Origin of the sequence: Xanthomonas sp. NCPPB 2632, assembly GCF_041228075.2 — a bacterium.
In the GTDB taxonomy this organism is placed as follows: domain Bacteria; phylum Pseudomonadota; class Gammaproteobacteria; order Xanthomonadales; family Rhodanobacteraceae; genus Luteibacter.
In genome coordinates this window covers 4,116,010-4,140,352 of sequence record NZ_CM192979.1, presented here as the reverse complement: position 1 = coordinate 4,140,352, position 24,343 = coordinate 4,116,010, and the positions used below count along the sequence as shown (strand labels likewise).

At 67.4% G+C, this 24,343-nt stretch carries 22 protein-coding genes; 8 read left to right on the top strand and 14 right to left on the bottom strand.

Annotated features, from left to right (window positions below):
- Positions 1-14: 14 nt before the first annotated feature.
- Genes AB8808_RS17800 through AB8808_RS17765 form a run of 8 tightly spaced genes read right to left on the bottom strand, consistent with a single transcriptional unit; the run spans position 15 to position 10,168 of the window.
- Entirely contained in the window at positions 15-1,538 is a 1,524-nt protein-coding gene (locus tag AB8808_RS17800; protein WP_369930880.1) for a CoA-acylating methylmalonate-semialdehyde dehydrogenase, read from the bottom strand.
- A 25-nt stretch (positions 1,539-1,563) separates the two neighbouring features.
- Positions 1,564-2,361 (bottom strand): 5-deoxy-glucuronate isomerase, encoded by a 798-nt coding sequence (iolB, locus tag AB8808_RS17795; protein WP_369930879.1) that lies wholly within the window; start codon positions 2,359-2,361, stop codon positions 1,564-1,566.
- On the bottom strand, positions 2,358-3,266 hold the full coding sequence (gene iolE, locus AB8808_RS17790) for a myo-inosose-2 dehydratase (RefSeq protein WP_369930878.1): 909 nt from the start codon (positions 3,264-3,266) through the stop codon (positions 2,358-2,360). The genes iolB and iolE overlap by 4 nt, the downstream gene beginning before the upstream one ends.
- Complete coding sequence (iolD, locus tag AB8808_RS17785) at positions 3,263-5,164, bottom strand: 3D-(3,5/4)-trihydroxycyclohexane-1,2-dione acylhydrolase (decyclizing) (protein WP_369930877.1); 1,902 nt, start codon at positions 5,162-5,164, stop codon at positions 3,263-3,265. Before iolD ends, iolE begins: the two co-directional genes overlap by 4 nt.
- Positions 5,161-7,131 carry a bifunctional 5-dehydro-2-deoxygluconokinase/5-dehydro-2-deoxyphosphogluconate aldolase gene (locus tag AB8808_RS17780; RefSeq protein ID WP_369930875.1) on the bottom strand — a complete coding sequence of 657 codons (1,971 nt, stop codon included), beginning with the start codon at positions 7,129-7,131 and terminating at the stop codon, positions 5,161-5,163. Before AB8808_RS17780 ends, iolD begins: the two co-directional genes overlap by 4 nt.
- Before the next feature lie 15 nt (positions 7,132-7,146).
- Entirely contained in the window at positions 7,147-7,935 is a 789-nt protein-coding gene (locus AB8808_RS17775) for an ATP-binding cassette domain-containing protein (RefSeq protein ID WP_369930874.1), read from the bottom strand.
- An 11-nt stretch (positions 7,936-7,946) separates the two neighbouring features.
- A complete protein-coding gene (locus AB8808_RS17770; RefSeq protein ID WP_369930873.1) occupies positions 7,947-9,107 on the bottom strand; it encodes an ABC transporter permease in 1,161 nt (386 codons plus the stop codon).
- A gap of 17 nt (positions 9,108-9,124) precedes the next feature.
- On the bottom strand, positions 9,125-10,168 hold the full coding sequence (locus AB8808_RS17765) for a sugar ABC transporter substrate-binding protein (RefSeq protein ID WP_369930872.1): 1,044 nt from the start codon (positions 10,166-10,168) through the stop codon (positions 9,125-9,127).
- A 202-nt stretch (positions 10,169-10,370) separates the two neighbouring features.
- On the opposite strand from AB8808_RS17765, the gene AB8808_RS17760 reads away from it, so the two are divergent.
- The 5 genes from AB8808_RS17760 to AB8808_RS17740 all read left to right on the top strand — a co-directional run bounded on the left by AB8808_RS17760 (position 10,371) and on the right by AB8808_RS17740 (position 15,051).
- The gene (locus tag AB8808_RS17760; protein ID WP_036139776.1) at positions 10,371-11,237 is read left to right on the top strand and encodes a MurR/RpiR family transcriptional regulator; all 867 of its coding nucleotides are present in this window, start codon (positions 10,371-10,373) and stop codon (positions 11,235-11,237) included.
- Positions 11,230-12,222, top strand: a complete 993-nt coding sequence (gene iolG, locus AB8808_RS17755) for an inositol 2-dehydrogenase (RefSeq protein WP_036139777.1) — start codon at positions 11,230-11,232, stop codon at positions 12,220-12,222. Before AB8808_RS17760 ends, iolG begins: the two co-directional genes overlap by 8 nt.
- A 2-nt stretch (positions 12,223-12,224) precedes the next feature.
- Entirely contained in the window at positions 12,225-13,238 is a 1,014-nt protein-coding gene (locus AB8808_RS17750; RefSeq protein ID WP_369930871.1) for a Gfo/Idh/MocA family oxidoreductase, read from the top strand.
- A gap of 151 nt (positions 13,239-13,389) precedes the next feature.
- On the top strand, positions 13,390-14,622 hold the full coding sequence (locus AB8808_RS17745) for an MFS transporter (protein WP_369930870.1): 1,233 nt from the start codon (positions 13,390-13,392) through the stop codon (positions 14,620-14,622).
- A gap of 30 nt (positions 14,623-14,652) precedes the next feature.
- Positions 14,653-15,051, top strand: a complete 399-nt coding sequence (locus tag AB8808_RS17740) for a hypothetical protein (RefSeq protein WP_369930869.1) — start codon at positions 14,653-14,655, stop codon at positions 15,049-15,051.
- A 3-nt stretch (positions 15,052-15,054) separates the two neighbouring features.
- On the opposite strand, the gene AB8808_RS17735 is transcribed toward AB8808_RS17740, so the two are convergent.
- Genes AB8808_RS17735 through AB8808_RS17720 form a run of 4 tightly spaced genes read right to left on the bottom strand, consistent with a single transcriptional unit; the run spans position 15,055 to position 19,301 of the window.
- Positions 15,055-15,819 carry a carboxylesterase family protein gene (locus AB8808_RS17735; RefSeq protein WP_369930868.1) on the bottom strand — a complete coding sequence of 255 codons (765 nt, stop codon included), beginning with the start codon at positions 15,817-15,819 and terminating at the stop codon, positions 15,055-15,057.
- A gap of 35 nt (positions 15,820-15,854) precedes the next feature.
- Complete coding sequence (gene cls, locus AB8808_RS17730; RefSeq protein ID WP_369930867.1) at positions 15,855-17,276, bottom strand: cardiolipin synthase; 1,422 nt, start codon at positions 17,274-17,276, stop codon at positions 15,855-15,857.
- Between the two features lie 29 nt (positions 17,277-17,305).
- Positions 17,306-18,673, bottom strand: coding sequence for an FAD/NAD(P)-binding protein (locus AB8808_RS17725; protein WP_369930866.1), 1,368 nt, complete (start codon positions 18,671-18,673; stop codon positions 17,306-17,308).
- A gap of 46 nt (positions 18,674-18,719) precedes the next feature.
- Positions 18,720-19,301 (bottom strand): cysteine dioxygenase, encoded by a 582-nt coding sequence (locus tag AB8808_RS17720; RefSeq protein WP_036143887.1) that lies wholly within the window; start codon positions 19,299-19,301, stop codon positions 18,720-18,722.
- Positions 19,302-20,210: 909 nt separating this feature from the next.
- On the opposite strand from AB8808_RS17720, the gene AB8808_RS17715 reads away from it, so the two are divergent.
- Both AB8808_RS17715 and AB8808_RS17710 read left to right on the top strand, forming a co-directional pair.
- A protein-coding gene (locus AB8808_RS17715; RefSeq protein ID WP_369927958.1) for an IS3 family transposase occupies positions 20,211-21,349 on the top strand; the annotation gives its coding sequence in 2 pieces (ribosomal slippage) (positions 20,211-20,457 and positions 20,457-21,349; 1,140 coding nt in all).
- Positions 21,350-21,545: 196 nt separating this feature from the next.
- Positions 21,546-21,839, top strand: coding sequence for a hypothetical protein (locus AB8808_RS17710; RefSeq protein WP_369930865.1), 294 nt, complete (start codon positions 21,546-21,548; stop codon positions 21,837-21,839).
- Between the two features lie 24 nt (positions 21,840-21,863).
- Here the strand turns inward: AB8808_RS17710 and AB8808_RS17705 are convergent, their stop codons facing one another.
- Entirely contained in the window at positions 21,864-22,529 is a 666-nt protein-coding gene (locus tag AB8808_RS17705; protein WP_369930864.1) for an energy transducer TonB, read from the bottom strand.
- 174 nt (positions 22,530-22,703) lie between these two features.
- The gene (locus tag AB8808_RS17700; protein WP_369930862.1) at positions 22,704-23,531 is read right to left on the bottom strand and encodes a universal stress protein; all 828 of its coding nucleotides are present in this window, start codon (positions 23,529-23,531) and stop codon (positions 22,704-22,706) included.
- A gap of 123 nt (positions 23,532-23,654) precedes the next feature.
- On the opposite strand from AB8808_RS17700, the gene trhA reads away from it, so the two are divergent.
- Positions 23,655-24,323: a PAQR family membrane homeostasis protein TrhA gene (gene trhA, locus AB8808_RS17695; RefSeq protein WP_369930861.1), complete on the top strand. Its 669-nt coding sequence runs from the start codon at positions 23,655-23,657 to the stop codon at positions 24,321-24,323.
- The last annotated feature ends 20 nt before the right edge of the window (positions 24,324-24,343 follow it).

The following is a 24,343-nucleotide window of genomic DNA, read 5'->3' as shown; positions in this document are numbered from 1 at the left end:
ATGTTTTTGTCAGACTAATGTGTGGGCATCGCGAATTCTGCCCCCGCACTTTCGTCGTGGTTCAGCCAGCGCTGCGTGACAGCTTTCTGTCTTGTGTAGAAGCGCACAGATTCCGGGCCGTGGGCGTGGTGGTCTCCCATCAGGCTCTTCTTCCAGCCGCCGAAGCTGTGGAAGGCCATCGGCACGGGAATGGGGATGTTGATGCCGATCATGCCTACCTGAACGCGGTGGGCGAACTCGCGCGCCACCTGGCCGTCGCGGGTGAAGATGGCCGTGCCGTTGCCGAATTCATGCTCATCCACCAGTTTCAGCGCGCTGGCGAAATCCGGCACGCGTACGACGCAGAGCACCGGCCCGAAGATTTCTTCCTTGTAGATGCGCATGGCGGGGGTGACGCGGTCGAAGAGCGTGCCGCCCACGAAGAAGCCCTGTTCGCAACCCGCGACCTGGTAGCCGCGGCCGTCCACCACCAGCTCGGCGCCGGCCGCTTCGCCGTCATCGATGTAGTGGGTGATGCGGTCGCGATGCACGCCGGTGACCACGGGGCCCATCTCGATCGTCTCATCCAGGCCATGGCCGATGCGCAGCGCCTTCACCCGCGGCGCCAGCTTCGCCACCAGCGCATCGGCGGTGGCCTCGCCCACGGCGACAGCCACGGAGATGGCCATGCAGCGCTCACCGGCGGCGCCGTAGCCCGCGCCCATCAGCGCGTCCGCCGTCTTGTCGAGGTCGGCGTCGGGCATGACGATCATGTGGTTCTTCGCGCCGCCCAGTGCCTGTACGCGCTTGCCCCTGGCGGAACCCTGGGCATAGATGTATTCGGCAATCGGCGTGGAACCGACGAAGCTCACCGCGCGTACCAGCGGATGCTCCAGCAGGGCATCCACCGCGGTCTTGTCGCCGTGCACCACGTTGAACACGCCGTCGGGAAGCCCGGCTTCCTGCAACAGCCGGGCCAGCTCCACCGCCAGCGACGGATCGCGTTCGGACGGCTTCAACACGAAGGTGTTGCCGCAGGCCAGCGCCATGGGGAACATCCACATCGGCACCATGGCGGGGAAGTTGAACGGAGTGATGCCGGCGCACACGCCCAGCGCCTGGCGCATCGTCCAGGCATCGATGCCGTTGGCGATCTGTTCGGTGTACTCACCCTTGAGCAGTTCGGGAATGCCGCAGGCGTATTCGACCACTTCCAGCCCGCGGATCACTTCGCCCTTCGCGTCGGAAAGCACCTTGCCGTGTTCGGCCACGATGATGCGCGAGAGACGGTCGAGGTCGCGTTCGATCAGGTTCTTGAAACGGAACATCACGCGCGCGCGCTTGAGCGGCGGCGTGTCGGACCACGCCGGGAACGCGGCGTGCGCCGCGCGCACCGCGGCATCGACGTCGGCGACCGACGCGAGGTCCACCTCGGCCGCGGGCACACCGCGCGCCGGGTCGTAGACGGGCGCCGTGCCGGAGGGCGAGCCGGCATAGGGCTTGCCGTCGATGAAATGGCCGATACGGGGAAGGGAGGAAGCGGAAGGCTGGGCGGACATGTTCGGTTACTCCGATGCGGCGCGGTCAGCGCGCGATCATCCATTCGTGGGCGGGATCGTTGCGGAAGTGCCAGGCGCGGCTCGGGCCGGCCATGACATTGAGGTAGTAGCCGCGGTAGCCGTGCGGCATCACCACCGGGTGGTAACCGCGCGGCACCATCACCACGTCGTGGTTGCCGACGGCCATCGACTCGTCGATGTCGCGCTCGTCGGTGTAGACGCGCTGGAAGGCGAAACCCTGCGGCGGATCGACGCGATGGTAGTAGGTCTCTTCCAGCACGCTCTCTTCCGGCACGGCGTCGGTATCGTGCTTGTGCGGTGGGTAGCTGGACGAATGCCCTGCCGGGGTCAGCACCTCGACCACCAGCAGCGACTCCGCGTCTTCCGTCTCCGGCAGGATGTCGCACACGTAGCGCGTGTTGGCGCCGGTGCCGCGCGTGGAGCGCTTCATCGAGGCGGGGTCGATCAGGCGCGCGGGAAACTTGCCGGTGGCCGGCGCGGACGCCAGCGCAAGCTCGGCGTCGGTGTGCGCGGTCACCGTGTACACGGATGAGGGTGGCGCATACACCGCATGCGGCGCGCGGTCCTCGAACACGCTGGCGCGTCCGTCGAGGTCCTTCCACGACTGGCCTGCAACCGCGATGTCCACGCGGCCCACGAGCACCACCAGGCAGCCTTCGCGACCTTCCGGCAGCGCGATCTCGACGGTGGAGCCCGCCGCGATGCGACGCGCCTCGAAACCCACGTGTTTCCAGTGGGCGGCTTCCGGCGTGACCTTGACGATCGCCTCGCCGGTGGGCATGGCCTTGACCAGCAGGCTCATGCGGCCTCCCCGACCGTGGCGCGGTCGAGCAGGTTACGCAGCGTGTCATAGCCTTTCTTGGCGAAGGCATAGCTGGGTGCCACGGATGGGTCCTGCTCGGCTTCGACCACCAGCCAGCCGGTATACCCGTGGGTTTTCAGCCGATCGATGATGGCCGCGAAATCGATGATGCCGTCGCCCGGCACGGTAAAAGCGCCATTGAGCACGGATTCGAGAAAGGTCCAGTGGCGGTTGCGTGCCAGGCGGACCACGCCGGGGCGCACGTCCTTGCAGTGCACATGGCAGACGCGCCCGATGTGACGATCCAGCACGGCCAACGGATCGCCGCCACCGAAGTAGGTGTGGCCGCTGTCGAACAACAGGCCCACTTCGTCGCCGGTGTGGGCCATCAACTGATCCACGTCCTCGGGCGATTCCACATAGGCACCCATGTGATGGTGGTAGGCCAGGCGCACGCCGTGCGACAGCGTGAACTTCGCGAACGTGGTGAGGTTGTCGCCGTAGCGTTTCCATTCGTCGGCCGTGCGGAAGCGCGGGCGCTTGTACAGCGGTACCGGCTCACCCTGGATGGCGTGGGCCACCTCGCCGTACACCATGACCTTGCAGCCGTTCTCGGCCAGCAGACGGAGGTGCTTTTCCACGGCCATGGTTTCGTCCTGCGCGGACCGCTCGGCCACGCGCCCCGAATACCAGCCGGACACCACGTCCAGGCCGTAGCCGGCCATCAGGTCGCGCAGCGCGGCCGGCTCTTTCGGAAACTTGTTGCCCAGCTCGAAGCCCTCGTAGCCGATGGCCTTGCCTTCGGTGAGCGCGGTGGACAGCGGGATCTCGCCGCCGAGCGAGGGCAGGTCGTCGTTGCTCCAGGAGATCGGGTTGATGCCGATGCGGATGGGATCGTTTTTCATGCGGGCGTGTTCCTGGTCTTGCGGGCCACGATGGCGGTGTCGTAACCGGCGCGGGCGTCGCGCACGGCATCGCGTGACGATACTTCGGGAATCGCTACCTCCCACCATGCGCCGCCTTCGTCCGTGGTGCGCGTGTGATCGGTGTCGATGCTGATGAGGTAGGTGCGGTCGGCGGCACGTGCGCGTTCCATGGCGGCCTCCAGGCCGGCGATGTCGGCGACGTGCTCGGCGATCGCGCCCATGGCGCGGGCATGCGCGGCGAAGTCGATGGTGGGTGCGCCGTGCCGGCCCTGCACGCAATCGTCGAACATGTTGTTGAACGCGGCGCTGCCGGTGGACTGTTGCAGACGGTTGATGCAGCCGTAACCCCGGTTGTCCAGCACCACGACGATGAGCTTGGCGTCGAGCATCACCGAGGTGGCGATCTCGGAATTCATCATGAGGTAGCTGCCGTCGCCGACCATGACCACCACCTCGCGATCCGGCAGGGCCATCTTCACACCCAGGCCGCCGGCGATCTCATAGCCCATGCACGAGTAGCCGTATTCCATGTGGTAGCCGCCGGGTGTTTCGGTGCGCCACAGCTTTTCCAGTTCCGCCGGCAGGGTGCCCGCGGCGCAGACCACCACGTCGTCTTGCGTGGAGCGTGACGACGAGCGTTGCACGGCACCGATCACTTCGCCGTCGTAGGGCAGGCGGCCTGCCGGCGGCTGGCGGGCATCCGTGGTGCGCGCCACGATGTCCAGCCATGCCCCGGCCACCTGGCGCGCGCGTAGTGTCCAGGCTTCCGGTGCGGTCCAGTCTTCCAGGCCGAAGCCCAGGTCGTCCAGCACGCGTGCGGCATCCCCGATCACTTCCAGGCCGTTGCCCTTGAGCGCGTCGAAGGTGTTGACGTTGACCGAGAGGATCGGCACGTGGGCGAACAGGGCGTTGGAGCCCGTGGTGAAATCCTGTAGGCGCGTGCCCACGGCGATTACCAGGTCGGCGTCGCGCAGCAGGGCGTTGGCGGCGGTGGAGCCGCAGACGCCGGCGGGGCCGAGATGCAAGGGATGGTTCCACGGCAGTACGCCCTTGCCGGCCTGGGTCTCGCACACGGGCACGCCGTGCTTGTCGGCAAAGGCCAGCAGTTGCGGTGTGGCCCTGGCGTACAGGGCACCGCCGCCGGCCACGATGACCGGACGCTCGGCCGCCTCGATGGCGTCCAGCGCGTGCATCAGTTCGTCGTCGGTGGGTTGCGGCGCGCGGAACACGATCTCACGCGGCTCGAAGAAGGATAGCGGCCAGTCGTACGCCTCGGCCTGCACGTCCTGCGGCAACGCCAGCGTCACCGGTCCGCACAGCGCGGCATCGGTGAGCGCGCGGATGGCCCGCGGCAGCGCCGTCAGCAGCTGCTCCGGACGCACGATGCGGTCGAAGTAACGAGACACCGGGCGCAGGCAGTCGTTGACCGATACGGTGCCGTCGCCGAAATCCTCCAGCTGTTGCAGCACCGGATCGGGGGCGCGCGAGACGAAGATATCGCCGGGCAGCAGCAGCACCGGCAGGCGGTTGACATGGGCCAGCGCCGCCGCCGTCACGAGGTTGGTGGCGCCCGGCCCGATGGACGTGGTGACGGCCATCATCCGCCGACGCATGTGCGCTTTGGCGTAGGCGATGGCGGTATGCGCCATCGCCTGTTCGTTGTGCGCGCGGTAGGTCGGCAGCGTGTCGCGGATGCCGTGCAGTGCCTCGCCCAGCCCCGCCACGTTGCCGTGGCCGAAGATGGCGAAGACCCCGCCGAACAGCGGCGCGGACACATCGCTGTCCGGATCGCGACCGTGCAGCGCGGCGAGGTAACGGACCAACGCCTGCGCCGTGGTCAGCCGGACGGTGGCCGTGGGGGACGGGGGCGTGGTCATGCCGCGGCGCCTTCCGGCATCGGCGCCTGCGGGGCACGACGCCCCTCGCGCCACAGGGCGATCATCCGCTCGAACGCGGCACGCGCCTGGGCGACCAGCGCGTCGTCGTCGATCCGCCCCGCCAGCCAGGCTTTCGCCGGTTCACTGAACAAGGTGCGGCCCACCGCAAAGCCACGGCAGGTGGTGCTGTCCAGGGCATCGGCGAAGCCGGCGGCCAGGACCGCCTCGGGGGCATTCAGGCCGAGCAGAAGCACGCCGCGGCAATGCGGGTCGCGCTCGGCGATCAGGGCGTCGATGCCCTGCCACGCGTCTCGCTGGGGTGGGCACAGCTTCCACCAGTCCGGGCGGATGCCGAGGTTGTAGATGCGCTTCATCGAGCGCAGCACCAGCTCGTCGCGCTGGGCAGGGCCTCCGGTGCACGGCGGGATGATTTCCAGCAGCAGCTCGTGGCCGCTGATGACGGCGGCGTCGTAGAGCGAACGGATCTGGGTTTCCTGTTCCACGCGCTCCATGGGCGTGGCATCCGGATCGAAGGCCACCAGGCACTTGATGACGTGCTCGCGCGGCCACGCGATCAGCTGGCTGCCGATGGAGCGGCCGCGTTCGAGTTCGAGCGGACTGGAGCCAGGCACTTCCACCGGCCGGCCGATCCACCAGCCGCGGCCGGTGGCCGCGTTCAGCGCATCCTGGCCGTAGCGGTCGTCGGCCAGCAGGCCGACATGGCCCTGCAATCCACCGGCCTGTTCGGTAGCAGCCACTGCTTCCACCAGTAATTCCTTCAGACGCGGCAACCGCGCTTCGTCGCCGCCGGCTTCGCGGGTCAGCTCGAAGAACGGCACGCGGTGGTCGAAGGCGAACACATAAAGCTCGTTCCATGCCTTGCGCGGTACGGCGGTGCGATGCAGGTGGGACAGCTCGGCGTCGCGATCGGGCCGCGGGATGCCGCCCTCGCGCGCCAGGAAGGCGTCCAGTTCCGCGCGCGCCGGCATGGCGGGGGCGCAGCCGTGACGGGACACCACGATGGCGCCGCAGGCATTGGCGAGCGCGCAGGCCCGCTCCACGGACTCGCCGTCCAGCCAGCCGGTGAGGAAGCCGGAGAGGAAGGCATCGCCCGCGCCGAGCACGTTCAGCACCTCCACGCGCGCACCGCGGTAGGTGGGGGCGTCGTCGATGCGCTCGGGAATGGGGCCGTCGATCACGCTGCAACCGATGGCACCACGCTTGACCACCAGGGTGGCGGCGCTGATGCCGCGCACCGCGCGCAGAGCTGCCAGCAGGTCTTCGCTGCCGCCGGCGATATGGAATTCTTCTTCCGTGCCGACGATCAGGTCGAAGCCCGGCAAGCTGGCCTGCAAATGTGCGGTGACATGATCCGCGGCCACGAAGCGGCGTTCGCCGTCGCCCTTGCCCGTAAGGCCCCAGAGCACCGGGCGGTAATCGATGTCGAGCACCGTACGCACGTCGTGCTGGCGGGCCAGGTCGATGGCCCGGGTGGCCGCGGCATGCACGCCCGGCTGCGACAGGTGCGTGCCGGTGATGGCCAGTGCGCGGCAGCGGGCGATGAAAGCCTCGTCGATATCCTCCGCGGTCAGCGCCATGTCGGCGCAGTTGTCGCGATAGAACAGCAAAGGGAAGGTCTCGCGATCCTTGATGCCCAGGATGGCCAGGGCGGTGAGCCGGTCCGCATCCACTGTGACCTGGCTGATGTCGCAACCTTCGGCTTCCAGCGTCTCGGTGAGGAAGCGGCCCATGTGATCGTCGCCGACGCGGGCGAGCATGGCCGAGCGCAGGCCCAGCCGTGCCGTGCCGAAGGCCACGTTGGCCGAAGACCCACCGAGGTACCTGGCGAAACTGGTGGCGTCCTCCAGGCGGGCGCCGATCTGCTGGGCGTAGAGATCCACCGCGAGCCGGCCGAGGCAGGCGACGTCGATGGGGCGGGAGGCGGAACGGGGCAGGAGACTACGCATGGGGTTTTTCCGTGTTCAGGCCGCGCGGCCTTCCAGTTCGTCGACCAGGCTCTGGATCTCGGTGCCGCCGGCCATCATGTCGAGCACGGCTTCCTTGGTGACATCCGCCTTGGCGAAGGTACCCATGGACTGGCCGCGGTTCAGGAGCGTGAAACTGTCCGCAATGGGATAGGCGTGGTGCACGTTGTGCGTGATGAAGATCACCGAGATGCCGCGCTCGCGTGCCTTGTGGATCAGCTTGAGCACGTTGCACGACTGCTTGACGCCGAGAGCCGCGGTGGGCTCGTCCAGGATCAGCACCTTGGCGCCGAAATGGATGGCGCGGGCGATCGCCAGGCACTGCCGTTCGCCGCCGGACATGGTGCCCACCGGCTGGCCGGCATCGCGCACACGGATGCCCATCTCGGCCAGTTTGTCGCGGGCGGTCTCGTTGGCGTAGCGCATGTCGATGACGGGAATCAGACCGAACAGCTTCCGCTGCGGCTCGCGCCCGGCGAAGAAGTTGCGCGCGACGCTCATCAGCGGGACCAGTGCCAGGTCCTGGTAGACCGTGGCGATGCCGTCGTCCAGTGCCTCGCGCGGCGAGCCGTACTTCACGGGTTGCCCTTCGACGCGGTATTCGCCGGTGCTGGGCTGGTGCACGCCGGCCAGGGTCTTGATCAGCGTGGACTTGCCGGCGCCGTTGTCGCCGAGCAGGCAGTGCACTTCGCCGCGCCGCAGCCGCAACGTCACGCCTTGCAGGGCGATCACGCTGCCGAAGAATTTGCTGACGTTGTCCAGTTCGAGAATGTAATCGTCGGCCATGCGGGCGGTCCTCACTTGGTACTCGCAGCGCGGCTGCGGATGTAATGGTTGAACAGCACCGCCAGCAGCAACATGCCGCCGAGGAACACGCGGTACCAGTCCGAATCGATGTTGGTGTACGAGATGCCGATCTGCACGACGCCGAAGATCAGCGCACCGAAGCACGCGCCGATGACCGAACCGAAGCCGCCGGTGAGCAGCGCACCGCCGATGACCACGGCGATGATGGCTTCGAACTCCTTCTGCAGGCCGCGATCGGCGGCCGCCGAACCCACGTCGGCGACCTGGAGCACGCCGAACAGGCAGGCGCAGAACGCGGTGAGTACGAACAGCGACACCTTGACCCGGCGCACCGGCACGCCGACGTTCTTGGCGGCGTTGGCGTCGCCGCCCACGGTGAAGATCCAGTTGCCGAAGCGGGTGCGTGCCAGCACGAAGCCGGCGGCCAGGCCCATCACCAGCCACCACACCAGCACCTTGGGAATGCCGCCGACCACGGGATCGCCGCTGGGCAGTTTCTCGATCAGGTTCATGCCGGCCAGCGCGGTGAACAGCCAGTGCAGCGTGGTGCCCGAGAACAGCGCGTTGATGACCGGGTCTTCGGCGAATTTGTCGCCCACGCCGCTGACGATGGTGCTGTTGGCGAAGCTGGTGGACAGCACCAGCGTGAGGCCGCGCAGGATGAACATGAAAGCGAGGGTGACGATGAACGACGGCAACCGGGTGCGTACCACCAGGTAGCCGTTGAGCGCGCCCAGCGCCATGCAGCCGACGAAGGCGAAGATCACGGCCGCCCACAGCGGCCAGCCCATGTACATCGGTGGAATGGCGACCAATACGCCGGCGAAGCCGATCATCGAACCCATCGACAGATCGAACTCGCCGGCGATCATCAGCAGGCAGGCGCCCACGGCCAGGATGCCGAGGTACGCCGCTACCTGCGCCCAGTTGATCACGCCATCGAGCGCGAACATGCCCGAGCCGCGGGCGAAGATGCCGAAGAAGACGAAGACGAGCACGGTGCCCGCGATCGACCCGAGCTCGGGCCGGTCGAGGAGAATGCGCCACGGGGATACCCGTCGCACGCGTTCGTCCGTGGAGGTCGGTGCTTCCGGCGCTTTCGCGCGGTTGGACTGGATCATGTCTGACACGCTCTCATTGATGGCGCTCATGGTTCATTCCCCGGCGATCAGCGGTACTGACCGGCGTATTTCTCGACGGTGGCCACGTTGTCCTTCGTGACGAAGGCCGGGCCGGAGCTGACCCCCGTGGCGGTGTAGATGGGCTTGAGGTCGTACTGCTTCAGGCGGGCCTGGAACTTCGGGTTGGCCTTGAGCGCGGCGATGATCTTCGCCGGGTCGTTGGTCTTTTCGTCATGCGCGATCACCAGCGCGGCGATGCCCATGTAGCCCTGCAGGTATGGCTGCTGGTCGATCGCGTACTGGATCGTGCCGGACTTGATGCCGTTGATGATGGCGGGGGAGAGATCGAACGTGCCGAAGTCGATCTTGCCGGCCAGGTGCATATCGTTGACCACCTTGATGGTCGGCTCCGCGGCATTGGGACCGAGCGCCAGGATGGCCTGGGTCTTCGGGTTGCTGCGCAGGTAGGCGCTGACCTTGCTGGCCACCACGGTGGGATCCATGCCCGAATCGATCATCGAGGTCTTGCGCCAGTCCTTAACGCCGATGGCGTCGGCGAAACCCTTGCAACGCTCGAACGAGGCGTTGTTGGTAGCGTAATGGTTGACGCAGACGAAGCTGGTGATGCCCTTGCCCTTGGCGCGCTCACCAGCGGCCTTGCCGGCGTCGTACTCGCCCTGGCCGACGTGCATGATCGCGCCGATCTTCTTGCTCTCCTCCGGGGTGCCGGAGTTGATCGTGACGATGGGGATGCCCTTGGCGGAAATCTTCGCCGCCGGCGACTTCAGCACGGCGAAGCTGGCGATGTCGAACGCTACGCCCTTGTAGTTGCGCGCGGCGGCGGACTCGAGCTGGCGCGCCATTTCGGACAGATCGCCGTTGCCGGAGCCGCGGTAGTCCACCTCCACGCCGAAATCCTCACCCACCTGCTTGATGGCGTTCTTGATCGTGTTCCACCAGGAATCGGAATCGGCGGCGTGGGTAACCAGGACATAACGGTCGCCGGGCGCGGCCTGCGAGGCAGGGGCGGCAAGGCCGAGACCGAGGGCGAGGGCTGCCGCCAACGAGGCGTGGAAAAGTTTGGATCGCATATAGCCTCCACAGGTGACCGCGGCGCGGTCGGGTGATGGGTATCGAACTGCGACGACGGCCCGGGGGCCGCGGTTTGTGCCGAAAGCGGACCGAGCATGGACCTGCCGTTCCGCGGTTGCAATTTGCATTGCAGCAAAAAAAATAAATGGAAAATATGTTCCATCCCGTGGTTGAATGCCGCCGATCCCCCTGGAGTGCCCCATGGCCAAACGCGACGAAGCCGATGCCCTCATGCAGCGCATCGCGGAGGAATTCGAGGCCTTGCCGCGGCAGTTGCAGGGCGTGGCCCGCTACCTCGAGGAACATCGTGGTTCCATCATGGTCCAGCGCGTCGGTGAGATTGCCGAGGGCTGCGGCGTGCACGCGTCGGCCGTGGTCCGCTTCGCCCAGCGCTTCGGCTATTCCGGCTTCACCGAGATGCAGGCGGTGTTCCGCAATGCCTTCACGGCGCAGGCGACGCCACAGCGCAGCTACCAGCAGCGCATCCGCAGCGTCATCAAGGGCGGCAAGGGCAGCCTGCCGGCGGTGGAGATCGCCTCGCGTTTCATCGACGCCAGCCGGGCCGGCCTGGACGAACTGGCCGCCGAGATCGACGAGGTACGCTTCCAGAAAGCGGTGGACATGCTGGCCGCCGCCGAGAACATCTACGTGATCGGCGTTCGCCGTTCGTTCGCCATCGCCACCTATATCGCCTACGCCCTCCAGCACACGCCCAAGCGGGTACACCTGGTCAGCGGGCTGGGCGGCATGTTCCGCGAACAACTGCGCAGCATCGGCAAGGGCGATGCGCTGATCGCCATCAGCTTCCCGCCGTTCGGCAAGGAAACGCTTTACGCCATGCGCGTGGCGCAGCAGCACAAGGCCGGCGTGCTCGGTATCACCGAGAGCGACCTGGGCCCGCTGGCGCGGCATTCGGATGTGTTACTCAAGGTGAAGGAGGGCAGCGCGTTCGCCTTCCGTGGACTCACCAGCACCATGTGCCTGTGCCAGGCGCTGTTCGTCGCGCTGGCCTACAAGCTCGAACTGACCGTCGAAGAAACACTTCCCCGAGGAGAATACGATGATTGAAGTAGCCGTTTTCGGTGCCGGGCGCATCGGCAAGATCCACGCAGGCAACGTCGCCCGCCATCCCGAAGCCCGCCTGCGTTACGTGGTGGACGTGCACGCGCCCTCGGCCGAGGAACTGGCGGGCAAGCATGGCGCGAAGGTCGCCAGCGTGGACGAGGCCCTGAACGATCCGGCCGTCGGTGCCGTGGTCATCGGCTCCAGCACCGACACGCATGCCGACCTGATCCATCGCGCGGCGGCGGCAGGCAAGGCGATCTTCTGCGAGAAGCCGGTGGACCTGGACGTGGAGCGCGCGCGCTCGTGCCAGGCCGCGGTGGAAAAGGCGGGCGTCACCTGCATGATCGCCTTCCAGCGCCGCTTCGATCCCACGTTCTCGTCGCTGAAGAAGCGGCTGGACGACGGCGAGATCGGTACGCCGGAACTGCTGGTGGTGACCAGTCGCGATCCCGGTGCCCCGCCCGTCGCCTACATCAAGAGTTCCGGCGGCATCTTCAAGGACATGCTGATCCACGATTTCGACATCTTCCGCTGGATCCTTTCCGACGAAGCGGTCAGCGTGCATGCCACCGGCAGCTGCCTCACCGATCCGGCCATCCAGGAGGCCGGTGACATCGACACCACAGCGGTCACCATCCGTACCCGCAGCGGCCGGCTCTGCCAGATCAACACCTCGCGCCGTGCCGCGTACGGCTACGACCAGCGCTTCGAGGTGCTGGGCAGCAAGGGCATGTTGCAGGCCGGCAACGTGGCGCCGACCCAGGTCGTCGCGCATACCGGGTCCAGCATCGCGCACGACCTGCCGGAGCATTTCTTCCTCGAGCGCTACCGCGAGGCGTATGCGGCGGAGATCGCCCACTTCTTCGACGCGCTGGCGGGCGGCACGCCGGTACGCACCACCATCGCCGACGGCATCAAGGCGCTGGAACTGGCCGAGGCCGCCGCGCGTTCCTGGCGCGAGGGCAAGGCGATCGAGGTGAGTATCTGACCATGGCCACGCTTCGTATCGGTCTTGCCGGCCTCGGCCGGCTCGGCCAGCGCTATGCCGAGAACCTTGCGCGCGCCGTCCCGCGCGCGGAACTGGCCGCCGTATGCAGTCCCGTGGAGGCGGAGCGTGCCTGGGCCCGCGACACGTTGGATGTTGCCGCCATCCATACGTCCTACGAGGACATGCTGGCCGACCCGTCGCTGGATGCCGTGTTCCTGGTCACGCCCACGTCGCTGCATGCGGCGCAGATCGCGCAGGCGCTGGACGCGGGCAAGCACGTGTTCTGCGAGAAGCCGCTGTCGCTGGAACTGGACGACTGCCGCCGCGCCGCGGCGCATGCTGCGGTGGCTGGCAAACGGGCGATGGTGGGTTTCGTGCGTCGTTTCGACGACAGCTACCGGAACGCGTTCCGGCATATCGAGGCGGGCGGCATCGGCCGTCCGTTCCTGGTGTATTCGCAGACAACGGACCTGGCCGACCCGAGCGGCGCGTTCCTGAAGTTCGCGCCCACCAGCGGCGGCATCTTCCTTGACTGTAGCGTGCACGACATCGATCTGGCCCGCTGGCTGCTGGGCCGGCCGAAGGCGACCAAGGTGTACTCGACGGGCACCGTGGCGATGTATCCGCCGCTGGAGGCCCTCGGCGACGTGGACAACGGCATCGCCATCGTGGAGTTCGAGGGCGGTCGCATGGCGATGTTCTACGCTTCGCGCACGCAGGCGCACGGCCACGACACGCATACCGACGTCACCGGCACCGCCGGCCGCGTCAGCATCGGTCGCAACCCGCGCGCGGACCGCGTGGAGATTGCCGATGCGCACGGTGTGCGCAACACGGTGCTGCCGTCGTTCTACGAGCGTTTCGCACCGGCCTTCGTCACCCAGGCCCGGCATTTCGTCGACGCCGTGCTCGACGACACGCCGTTCGACCTGACCATGGACGATGCGGTGGAAGCGACGCGTATTGCCATCGCGTTGCGCGAGTCGTTGCAGACGGGGCAGCCGGTAGGGCTTTGAGAGGAAATCGCCCACATCGTGGGCTCCTACATCCGGTGATCGTGATCGCCCACATCGTGGGCTCCTACAACGGCTATCGTGTAGGAGCCCACGACGTGGGCGAATTATTCTTCATGATGCACCGCAACACCCCGGCGTTATAATCCCCGCCATGTCCCTACCTCCCCTTGTCCCCCAGCGCGGACGACGTTTCGCGATCACGGCGCGCATCCTTTCCGCCGTCGTGTTCACGTTCGTCGTCTATCTCTGCATCGGTATTCCGCTGGCCGTGCTGCCGGGTTTTGCGCATCTCGACCTCGGTTACTCGACCATCCTGGCCGGCCTCGCGGTCAGCGCCCAGTACCTCGCCACGTTGATGAGCCGGCCCTATGCCGGGCGCATGGCCGACGCGCTGGGGCCGAAACGCGCGGTGCTCACCGGGTTGGTCGTGCTGGCGCTCTCCGGCCTGTTCCTCGCGCTGGCCGCGCTTGTGCCGACCATCCCGGCCCTGTCGCTGGTGCTGATCCTGCTCAGCCGGCTGGGCCTGGGTTTTGCCGAGAGCTGGGTCAGCACGGGGTCGATCACCTGGGGTATCGGCGGCATCGGCGGCGAACATACCGCGCGGGTGATTTCCTGGAACGGCATCGCCACCTACGGCGGCATCGCGCTGGGAGCTCCCCTGGGCGTGACGCTCGCGCGCGACCATGGCTTCATCGCGCTGGGCATCCTCACCTTCGTGCTGGGGCTGATCGCCGTGCCGCTCGCATTGGCGAAGTCGCGCATCGCGCCCAGCCACGGCGAGCGACTGCCGTTCAGGAGCGTGCTGTCGCGTGTCATGCCCTACGGCGCGGGCCTGGCCCTGGGCTCGATCGGGTTCGGTTCGTTGTCCACCTTCGTCGCGCTGTATTACGCCAGCCGAGGGTGGACGGACGCGGCGCTGTCGCTGTCCATCTTCGGCGGCTGCTTCATCGGTATCCGCCTCGTGTTCGGCAACGTCATCGACCGCTTCGGCGGCTATCGCGTGGCCATCGTCTCGCTGGCGATCGAGGCCTGCGGTCTGGTCGCGCTGTGGCTGGGCAGCACGCCGCACGCCACCATGGCCGGCGCGGCCCTGACCGGCGCCGGTTTCGCGCTGGTCTTCCCCGCGCTGGGCGTGGAGGCGGTGAATCGCGTCAGCACCCACAACCGCGGTGCGGCGCTGGGCGCCTATTCGGTGTTCCTTGACGTAGCCCTGGGCCTGACCGGCCCGGTGGGCGGCTGGGTGGCGGGGATCTACGACTATCCGGCCATATTCCTCCTCGCCGGTTTCGCCGCGCTGGCGGCGGCCCTGCTGTCGGTGTCGCTGTACCTGCGCTTCGGTCGCGACACGGATACCCGCGGGAAAGCGGCCGCCACCCGGGCATAATGCCCTCCTGATTCCCGACGAGGTTCCACCATGCCCTACGATCGCAGCTGGACCGGCTTCGGCATTGTCGGTGCGCTGGAGACGGGCGGCATCGCGCTGCTCGTGGGCCTGGTGCTCTACGCGGCGGTGCGGGCATTCGGCAAGGCCAACGGCTGGAGCCACGGCAAGGACATCAGCGTGGCCTTCGCGCTCACGCTGGTGCTCGCCGGTGGCCAGGACCTCTGGGACCTTTTCTACTTCAACTTCGCCCCGCTGCAGTCGATGACACTGCTGCGCCTGAAGCTGGCGGCGGTGCACGATCCGGACGCCATCGGCCTGCGCGTGTTCTTCGAATGCGTGGGGTCGCTGGTGGGGGTGTGCCTGGGCTGGGCCGTGTTTTCCGGCGGCTTCAGGCAACTGTTGCAGGGCATGCGCGCCCCCACGCCCTGACGCTCAGCGGTGGTGGGCGAACATCCAGTCCCACAGCGTCGGTGTCGCATAGGCTTTCTGCCACGAGCCGTGGTTCACGCCCGGAAACTCGGTGTATTTCACCTCGGCCTTGCGGGCCACCAGCGCCGCATGCATCTTCCGCGACTGCTCGGTGGGCACGACGTTGTCGTCACCGCCGTGGAAGATCCACACCGGTAACGCACCGACTTTTTGCGCCACCCAGGCGAAGGGGTCGCTGCCGGCCGGCACACCCTGCACGAACAACTGGCGGTCTTCGTCGTCGCCCAGTTGGGTCACGCCGCCGCAGATGATCGCCGCCGCGGCGAACGTGCCGGGATGGTCCGCCGCGAGCTGCCAGGAGCCGTAGCCGCCCATCGACAGGCCGGTGAGGTAGAGGCGCTTGCGGTCGCCATGGAACTCGACGACGCTTTTCTCCAGCGCGGCCATGGCCATGTCCGCATCGGCCTTGTCCGTCCACTCCGTGTTGTCCGGCGCCTGCGGGATCACCACCACGGCGGGAAAATCCTGGTGCTGTTTCAGCCACGGCGGCAGGCCTTGGGACATCGGCTTGAGGTTGTCGTCGCCGCGCTCGCCGCTGCCGTGCAGGAACAGCACCACGGCGGGATGCGGCGCGATGTCCGCGGGCACGAACACCTGGTAACGGTAGGTGCGGCCCGCCACGTCGACGCTGCGCTCGACAAACCGCGCGGGGGCGGCGGAGGCACCGACGGCGGTCATGGCGGTGAGGAAGGCGAGGGTACGAAGCATGGAAGTTTCCCTGGTCGGCGAGGTGGCGCGAGGCGTCAGAGTACCGGATCGAACAGGCGCGCCACATGCAGGGCCACACGGCGCAGGTACGACAGCCGCCGGTAGTCGTTGACGTTCACCTCGTCCGCGTTGGCGAAGTCCGTCTCCAGCATCGCCTCCACCTCGGCGGCGAAGGTCTCGTCGACGTTCAGCGCGGCGATCTCGAAGTTGAGCCGGAAGCTGCGGTTGTCCAGGTTCATGCTGCCGACCACGGCGGTGTCCTCGTCCACCAGCATCACCTTCTGGTGCACGAAGCCCGGCTGGTAGCGGAACATGCGGATGCCGGCCACCGTGGCCTCGTGTGCGTAGAGCGTGCTGGCCATGAACACGGTGCGGTGGTCCGGGCGGCAGGGAATCAGGATGCGTACGTCCACCCCGCGGAACACGGCCAGGCGCAATGCCGCGAACACGGCCGGATCCGGCACGAAGTAGGGCGTGGTGATCCAGATGCGCCGCTTTGCCGCGTGGATCACCTGGGTGAAGAACAGTGAGCAGCTTTCCTGCCGGTCGGCCGGTCCGGTGGCCACGATGAGCGTGGCGGCGCGTCCGCAACGCTCGGGCGGGGGAGACGACGGTGGGCGCTCGCCGGTGACCCAGTACCAGTCCTCGGCGAACACCCGCTGCAGGTCGGCCACGGCCGGCCCCTCGATCTGCATGTGGGTATCGCGCCACGGCGACAGCGGTGGCGCGGCGCCGAGGTATTCGTCGCCAGCGTTGAGGCCACCGACGAAACCGCGCTCGCCATCCACCACCAGCACCTTGCGATGGTTGCGGAAATTGAGCTGGAAGCGGTTGCGCCAGCGCCGCGTGGCGAAGCGGCGGGCCTGGACGCCGCCCTTGTGCAGGGCGTGGACGTAGCTGTCCGGCAGCGCGTGGCTGCCGATGCCGTCGTAGAGCAGGCATACCTGCACGCCGGCCGCGGCGCGTTCCAGCAGGGCGTCGCGCAGGCGTCGGCCGAGCACGTCGTCGTGGATGATGAAGAACTGCACCAGCACATAGCGCTCGGCGCGGGCGATGGCGGCGAACATCGCGGTGAAGGTGGCCTCGCCGTCGATGTGCAGGGCCAGCGCGTGGCCGCCGTGCATGGCGCTGTTGATCATCCGCCCGATGGCGTCGTAACGCGGGTCATGGACGGGCGCGGGCGGCGTCAGCAGGCCGGTGTGGCCCGGGTGGGCCACCTCCTCGTGGAGCATGAAGAACCGCGCCTGGCGTTGCCGGTGCAGGTCGACGTAGCCACCGAAATGGCTGGCGCCGAGGAACAGGTAGGGCACCAGCGACAAGTAGGGCAGGAAGACCAGTCCCAGCGCCCAGGCGAACGCCCCCTGGGCCGTACGGGCATGCATGACCGCATGCATGGCGGCCAGCACGCCGGCGGCGTGCAGGGACAGCGCGGCGATGGCGATGAGCGTCGTGATCATACGCCGGCAGTGTCCACGTTTTCGACGTGTCAGCCCAGCAGCATGTTGGCGACGTTCTGCGCCTGCTTGCGGATTTCCGGAATGGCCGTGGATTCCCACAGGGCGCCACGCAGCATGCTGCCCATGGCGAACAGGTTGGGTCGTGGCTTGCCTTCTCCGTCGAGCAGGTGGCCGTCGGGCACGGCGCGCAGGCCCAGGCCCAGGGGATCGGGCTGGACCAGGCCGTCGACCACCAGCTGCCGCACGAGGCGGTGCTCTGTGCGCTGGGTATCGGTGTTGAGGCCGACGGTCTGGACGACGAGGTCGTACGACGCCGTGGTTTCAGCGCCGCCGGGCAGCGCGCGCACCACGTCCAGCGTGCCTTCCGGCGACAGGCGCACCGCACGCATGCGGCCGCGCCCGCGCTCGAAGCGGCCTTCGGCTTCCAGCCGTGTCGCCGCGGCGGCCACCTGCGGCGGCATGCGATGACGCGCCCGCTCCCACGCCCAGCGCGCGTGACGCAGGAAACGCGAGCGTTCGGCGCGCGGCAGGTCGCGCCACAGGCCCTGGGTATGCGGGCGCATGCCGTCGATCACGGTGCGCCAGTCCTTCGCATTGGCCGTGGCCTCGCGCAACCGGCGCAGCCACACGCGCACGTTCGGATCGTCCTGCATCGTCTCGACCAGTTCCGAGCCGTCGTCGGTGGGCGCGGAGGCGGCCGCCAGGTGCGGTTCGGGCAGCTTGCCGTGGCGCGACAGGGCGGTGAAGTGGGCGCTCGGCCAGTGCGCCGACAGCTCGAGCAGGACATCGACCGCCGTGAGGCCGAGCCCGATGACCAGCACGCGCAGGGGGCGATCGTCGTGCTGCACGCTGGCCAGGAACGGCCAGGGATCGGTGACGTAGCGGCCGCTGGCGATGGCGGCGTCCTCCACGCCGGCCAGGGGGCGCGGCGGCAAGGAGCCGATGGCCAGCACCGCGGCGTCGGCATGCGATTCCTCGTCGCCGTAGCCGATGGTCACGCCGTCGGCCGTGGGCACCAGCGCATCGGCATCGAACGGATGCACGTTGATGTCGTGGCCCAGCGAGGCGGCATGTTTCACCGCCTGCTCAACGCGCGACTGGAGGAAATCGCCGTAAAGGCGCCGTGGCAGGAAGTCGGAACCCTTGACCGATGGGTCCAGCGCCTGGGCGTACTCGAGGAAACCGCCCGGCTTGCTGACGAACATGCCCATGGAGGCGGCACGTACGTTCAGCAGGTGGCGTTCCGAGGGCGTGCCATAGGCGATGCCACGCCCGGCCGCCGGTGCGCCGGCGTACCAGTCCAGGTGCAAGGGCCGGGGCGTACGCCGCTCCAGCAACTCACTCACCAGCGTCGCCGCTGCCGCGCCACCGCCGATGATGGCGACTTTATGAAACATGCTGTTGGTCCTTCGCCCGATGGCTGGGGTGGAGGGCCGTAGACCGTCAGGCCGTCAGGCGTCCCGCGATAATCGATTGCCTCGGTCGTGCGATCCAGTGTCCCGAGGGACCCGGCTGCTCGTACGCGAGGTACTGTGCCAGATCGCCACCGTACACGTGAAGCGTGAGCGCCGTGTCGTGCCGCGACAAATTGCGGCAGCGGTGGGCATGTGTCTCGGTGGCGTCGAACCAGGTGGCGTCCCCGGGCCCGAGCCAGGTGCGCCCGGTGCTGCGCAGGGCGTGCTCATCGCCATGGGGCCGATCGAACGACTCCACTTCCAGCGCGCCCGAGATGGTGGCTTCGAGCCCCCACAGGCCGCCATGGTCGTGTACCGGCGTGACATAACCCGGCGGCCAGGCCATCACCAGCACACTGACCGGTCGCTTGGACCGTTCGGCGAGTATCCAGCGCTCGAAGCCACGGCGACGCTCGCGCAATGGCCCCAGGGCCTGGGCCAGCTCCTGGCTATGGGCATGGAGCGCACGGCCGAGATCCCGCCCCATGGAGGCGAGATCCGGGTGCTCCACGTCCGACAGGTCGAAGGCGATATCGCGCAACGTCCTGACGATGGAAAAACGCTTACCCATGGGCTGGGCTGTCTCTGGAATTCACTGGGGGAAAGTGGACCACGGAGGCTGTTAAACCGTCGTAACCTTTGGAGCTTGGGGGTGTGGAGCAAGAGCCGGCGGGTAGCCCCCTCGGTGCCACGCCTGCGGCGACCCGTCAATGAAGGGCCGCTCCGCGGCCGTATATCTATTCCCCTTCGGGGCGGGTCGGGCTTCGCCCGGGGATTTTTGATTCGCCATCCATGGCTCAGCAAAAATGGCCGGCCGTCCTGGCCGGCCCCGCTACGCGGCCTTGTCCGTTCGAAGCCCTCGCCTGCGGCTACCGGCCCCGAGGGGGCTACCCGCCGGCTCTTCCTGAGACTGAGGTGGCGTGTTGGGCGAGCAGCGCGTGGTGATGAACGAGTAGAGGTGAGGGTACGGCGTCAGCGCTTTGTTGGCTTTTCGCGCACATCGTGCGCTCCTACCCCGGAGGTAGGGCCGGTCTATTCACGCCTCATCCGCCGGCCGTGTAGGAGCGCACGCGTGTGCGCGAACCCTCAACACCCCTAAGGCGGCTGATGCCCTGCGCAACAGGCAAGCGAGCGTTCCCAGCCACGAAGCGAAACCCCGCTCTGCGCTCGACCACACGCAACCTCAGTCGTCAAAAGAGCCGGCGGGTGCCACCCTCGGGGCCGGTAGCCGCAGGCGAGGGCTTCGAACGGACAAGGCCCGAAGGGGGCCGGCCAGGACGGCCGGCCGTTTCCGCTGAGCCATGGATGGCGAATCGGAAACCCCCGTTCGAAGCCCGACCCGGCCCGTAGGGCAACTAATACACGGCCGCGGAGCGGCCTTTCCCTAGCGGGTCGCCGCAGGCGTGGCCCCGAGGGTGGCTGAGGTGGTCTAATCTTTCTGGACAGTCCGATAGGATTCACAGGCAGAAGGAGGTGAGCTATGGGACGTAAAGAGATATCGCAATCGCAGCGAGACGACGCCGTACATCTGGTGGTGGCCGAGGGGCATACGGTACGACAGGTATGCCAGCTGATGGATGTAGGCCCGACAGCGTTGAGGCGCTGGCTGGCGATACATGAAGAGGCTAAGTCGACCGGGGTTCATGCCCCCACGGCGGCGGATGATCGGCGGCGTATCGTCGAGCTTGAGTCGCAGGTACTTCAGCTAAAGGAGGAGCGCGAACTTTTAAAAAAATCCATCGCCTTCTTCGTTCGGGAGAGCGATCGCCCACGGCGGTGATCGACGAGCTGAAGGAGGCCTACCCGGTATCGCGGCTGTGCGAGGCGATGGAATACCCCCGTAGCAGCTATTACGCCAAGCGGGCAGACGAGGTACAGCCGGCGGTTGCCGATCCGGCGCTAGTAGCAAGGGTCAAGCAGATTCATCGCCAGAGCCGAGGCAGTTACGGCACCCGTCGCATGGCGGCTGAGTTGGGTCGCCAAGGCATGCCGACAGGGCGATATCGGGCGCGCACGTTGATGAGGCAGGCCGGTCTATGGGCCGAGCGGGTGCGTCGTCACGTGTACCGGACGGCGAGCAAGGCGGCTGTGCCGGCCCCCAATCGCCTCGAACGGCAATTCAACGTCGCCCGGCCCGACCAGGTTTGGGTCGGTGACATTACCTTTGTGCCTACCCGACAGGGTTGGCTCTATCTGGCCGTTGTCGTGGATCTTTATGCACGCCGGATCGTGGGCTGGGCCTTTTCAACCCGGCCGAATGCACAGCTGGCCGTTGCCGCCCTGGACATGGCAATCAGAGAGAGGAAACCGTCGGGGAATCTCATGTTCCACTCCGATCAAGGTGCGCAGTACAACAGTTTTGACTTTCTCGGACGCCTCAAGGCCCTGGGGATTACCCAAAGTATGAGCAGGCGCGGCAACTGTTGGGATAACGCGGTTGCCGAGCGCGTCTTCGCCACGTTGAAAACCGAATGGGTGACATCGACTTACAGCAACCGCGATGAAGCCCAAAGCGACATCACTGTTTTCTTGACGTCGTACTACAACTACCGGCGCCTACATGCGGCCAACGGGCAGGTGCCGCCAGCCATTTACGAGATGATGGCGGCCCGAAAATAACGCCCTATCGGGTGTCCAGAAATACTTGACCACGACAGGCACCCGCCGGCTCTTGCTCCGAAGCCCAAGCCCCAACGCGATGCCAAAGGCGAGCCCTCCCAAAGAAGTCATCCAACGCCTTTAAACCTTCCCCCACCCAACAGCATCCTACGCAGCGAACCCGCCCACCGGCCGGCCTGTCACGGAGTGCATTGCCATGATCGTCCTCACCTCGCTCGTTGTCCTTTTCGCCGGCTTCTGGCTGGTCTTTGCGCTGGTCGGAGCCGTGCTGAAGCTGGTTTTCGGCGTCATCGGCGGCGTGTTCAGCGTGTTCGCCAGCCTGCTGGGTGCCGTGATCGGCGGTGTCGCCATGCTGCTGGTGGCGCCCGTGGTCGCCCTGGCGCTGCTGCCGGTGCTGTTGCCGGTGGCCGTGCTGGCCCTCATCGTCTGGGCGATCGCGCGGGGTACTCGCCGCCAGCCCGACGTGGTGGTAATGCAGGCGCCCCGTTGAGGGCGCCTGCGCGGCACGCTTGTCTCAGAGATTCTTCAGGTCGAAGGTGATCGGGATGCGGGCCCAGGCCTGCACGGCGTGGCCGTCGCGCTGGGCCGGCTGGAACCGCCACTTCGCCAGCACCTGGTCGCGTGCCACCTTGTCCAGGACGCTGTGGCCGCTGCTGCTTTCGATCACCACGTCCAATGGTTTTCCGGCTTCGTCCACCAGCACGCGCAGGGTGACCGTGCCCTGCATGCGGCCGCCGATGGCCATGCGCGGGTAGGCCGGCGCGGGCGCCGAGACATAGGCCAGCGTGGCTTCCACCGGCGCGCTGGGGACGTCGGCGGCGGTTGGCGCCACGGTCGGCACCGCGGGCACCATCGGTGCGCTGCCTTCGTCGGTGGGCACGGCCGCCTGCACGGGCGGGGAGGTGATGGGGCGGGTCACGGTGGTAACCGTCCGGGGTGGCTTGACCGGGAGCGGCTTGAGGGCGACGGGCGGTGGCGCGGGAACGGGTTTGGGTTCGACCAGGTGCTCGATCAGGCGGATCGGCTCCTGGGCCACGGGGGCCGAGGCCAGGTTGGTCACCATGGGGCGCATGACGGCGACGAGTGCGGCGGCGTTGAGGGCGATCGCCGCGCTCATCGCGACGATGCGGACGGTATCCGGATGCACTCCGGCGAGGACGGACGGACGGGCGAACGACATGAGCCACCTCCTGCAACGTGGGGGAAGGTGAAACGCGGTCGGGAACACGGCCGGGCATGGCCGGCGGGGATCGTGTTCGGGTCCGGTTGCAGGTTAGGCAGGCTTTGGGAAAAGTTGCAAGAGGGCCGTCTGGACGGCCAAATCGGTCAGTGCTGACGCGTCGGCGCGCTGCCCTCAGTGCGCGACCAGCATCGGTACGTCCGATTGCATGAACAGGTAGCGGGTGGTGCCGCCCAGCACCATCTCCGACAGGCGCGAACGACCCCACGCGCCCATCACGATCAGGTCGGCGTTCTCCGCATGCGCGGTATCGAGCAGGGCGGGGCCCGGCGCGGACGCCGCTCCGTCGCCGAGCGGGCGGACCTCGGCCTGCACGCCATGCGTGTCCAGCCAGGTGCGGATGTCGGTATGCGGCAGCGCGCAGGTGCCCGGATCTTCGTCGCGGCTGCCGTCGATGACGGTGACGCGCGTGGCCTTGCGCAGCAGCGGCAGCGACGAGCGGACGGCCAGGGCCGCTTCGCGGCTGCCGCTCCAGGCCACCAGCACGTGCTCGCCCAGGGTTTGTACGGGAGCCGCTTCGGGCACCACCAGCACGCCACGGCTGGAGCCGAACACCGTGCGCGAGACCACCCCGAAACCCACGGGAGCGTCGCCGCGCATGGTGGAAGAACGCTCCATCACCAGCAGGTCGTAACCGGCGGCGGCATGGGTCAGCACGGTAACGGTGTCGCCGTTGCCGACGCGCCAGTTGCCCTGCAGGCCTCCGGTTTGCATCAGCCCGGCCCATTCGCCGGCCACCGCGCGGGCATCCGTGGCGCGCTGGCGCACCGCGTCCAGTTGCATCGGCACGGCTTCGGGCACGGTGAACGCGGCGGCGGGCAGGTCCACCACATGCAGTGCGTCCAGCCGGGCGCCCAGGCGCGATGCCAGGGCGAGGGCGGCGCGCAAGCCGGCGCCCTGGGGCGGCAGACGGGCGATATGCACGAGCAGTTCGAGAGTCATGCCCCATAAAACAACGGGAGGGGCGCTCCGGTCAATCGGGCAAAATCCTGCGGCAATGCGAACGTTTCTCAACGGCTTGCCGGATCGGTTACCCTCGGCGTTCGACTTATTCCGGAAAAGCCCATGTCTTTCGACAGCGCAGAACCGCGCTATCCCCTCGGAGAAGAAGTCGCCAGCAGCGTGATCCACGGGATCGGTCTCGTGCTGAGCATTGCCGGACTTGCCGTGCTCGTGGCGTACTCGGCCATGTACGGCGACGCGCGCACCGTCGTGGCCAGTTCGGTGTTTGGCGGCACGCTGATCCTGCTGTACGCCGCGTCCACGTTGTATCACTCCGTCCCCGGTGCGAGCGCGAAGCGGGTCCTGCGCACGTGCGACCACATCGCCATCTTCCTGCTGATCGCGGGCACCTATACGCCCTTCACGCTATTGGCGCTGCACGGCGCGTGGCGCTGGGGGCTGTTCTCCACCATCTGGACGCTGGCGATCCTCGGTAGCCTGGCCGAGCTCGGCATGCTCAAGCGCTACCGCAAGGCGGCGGTGATCATGTACGTGGGCATGGGCTGGGTGGCGGCCGTGGCGATCCAGCCACTCCGCGAGAGCGTGCCCACGGGCGGTCTGTTGTTGCTCCTGGCCGGTGGGCTGGCTTATACCGGCGGCGTGCCGTTCTACGTCGCGCGCAAGATGCCTTACCACCACGCCATCTGGCATGTGTTCGTGCTGGCCGGCAGCGTGCTGCACTTCTTCGCCATCCTGCTGTACGTCATCCCGCGCGGTCCCGCCACGCCCTGAGGTGCGCGGCGGTGATCAGG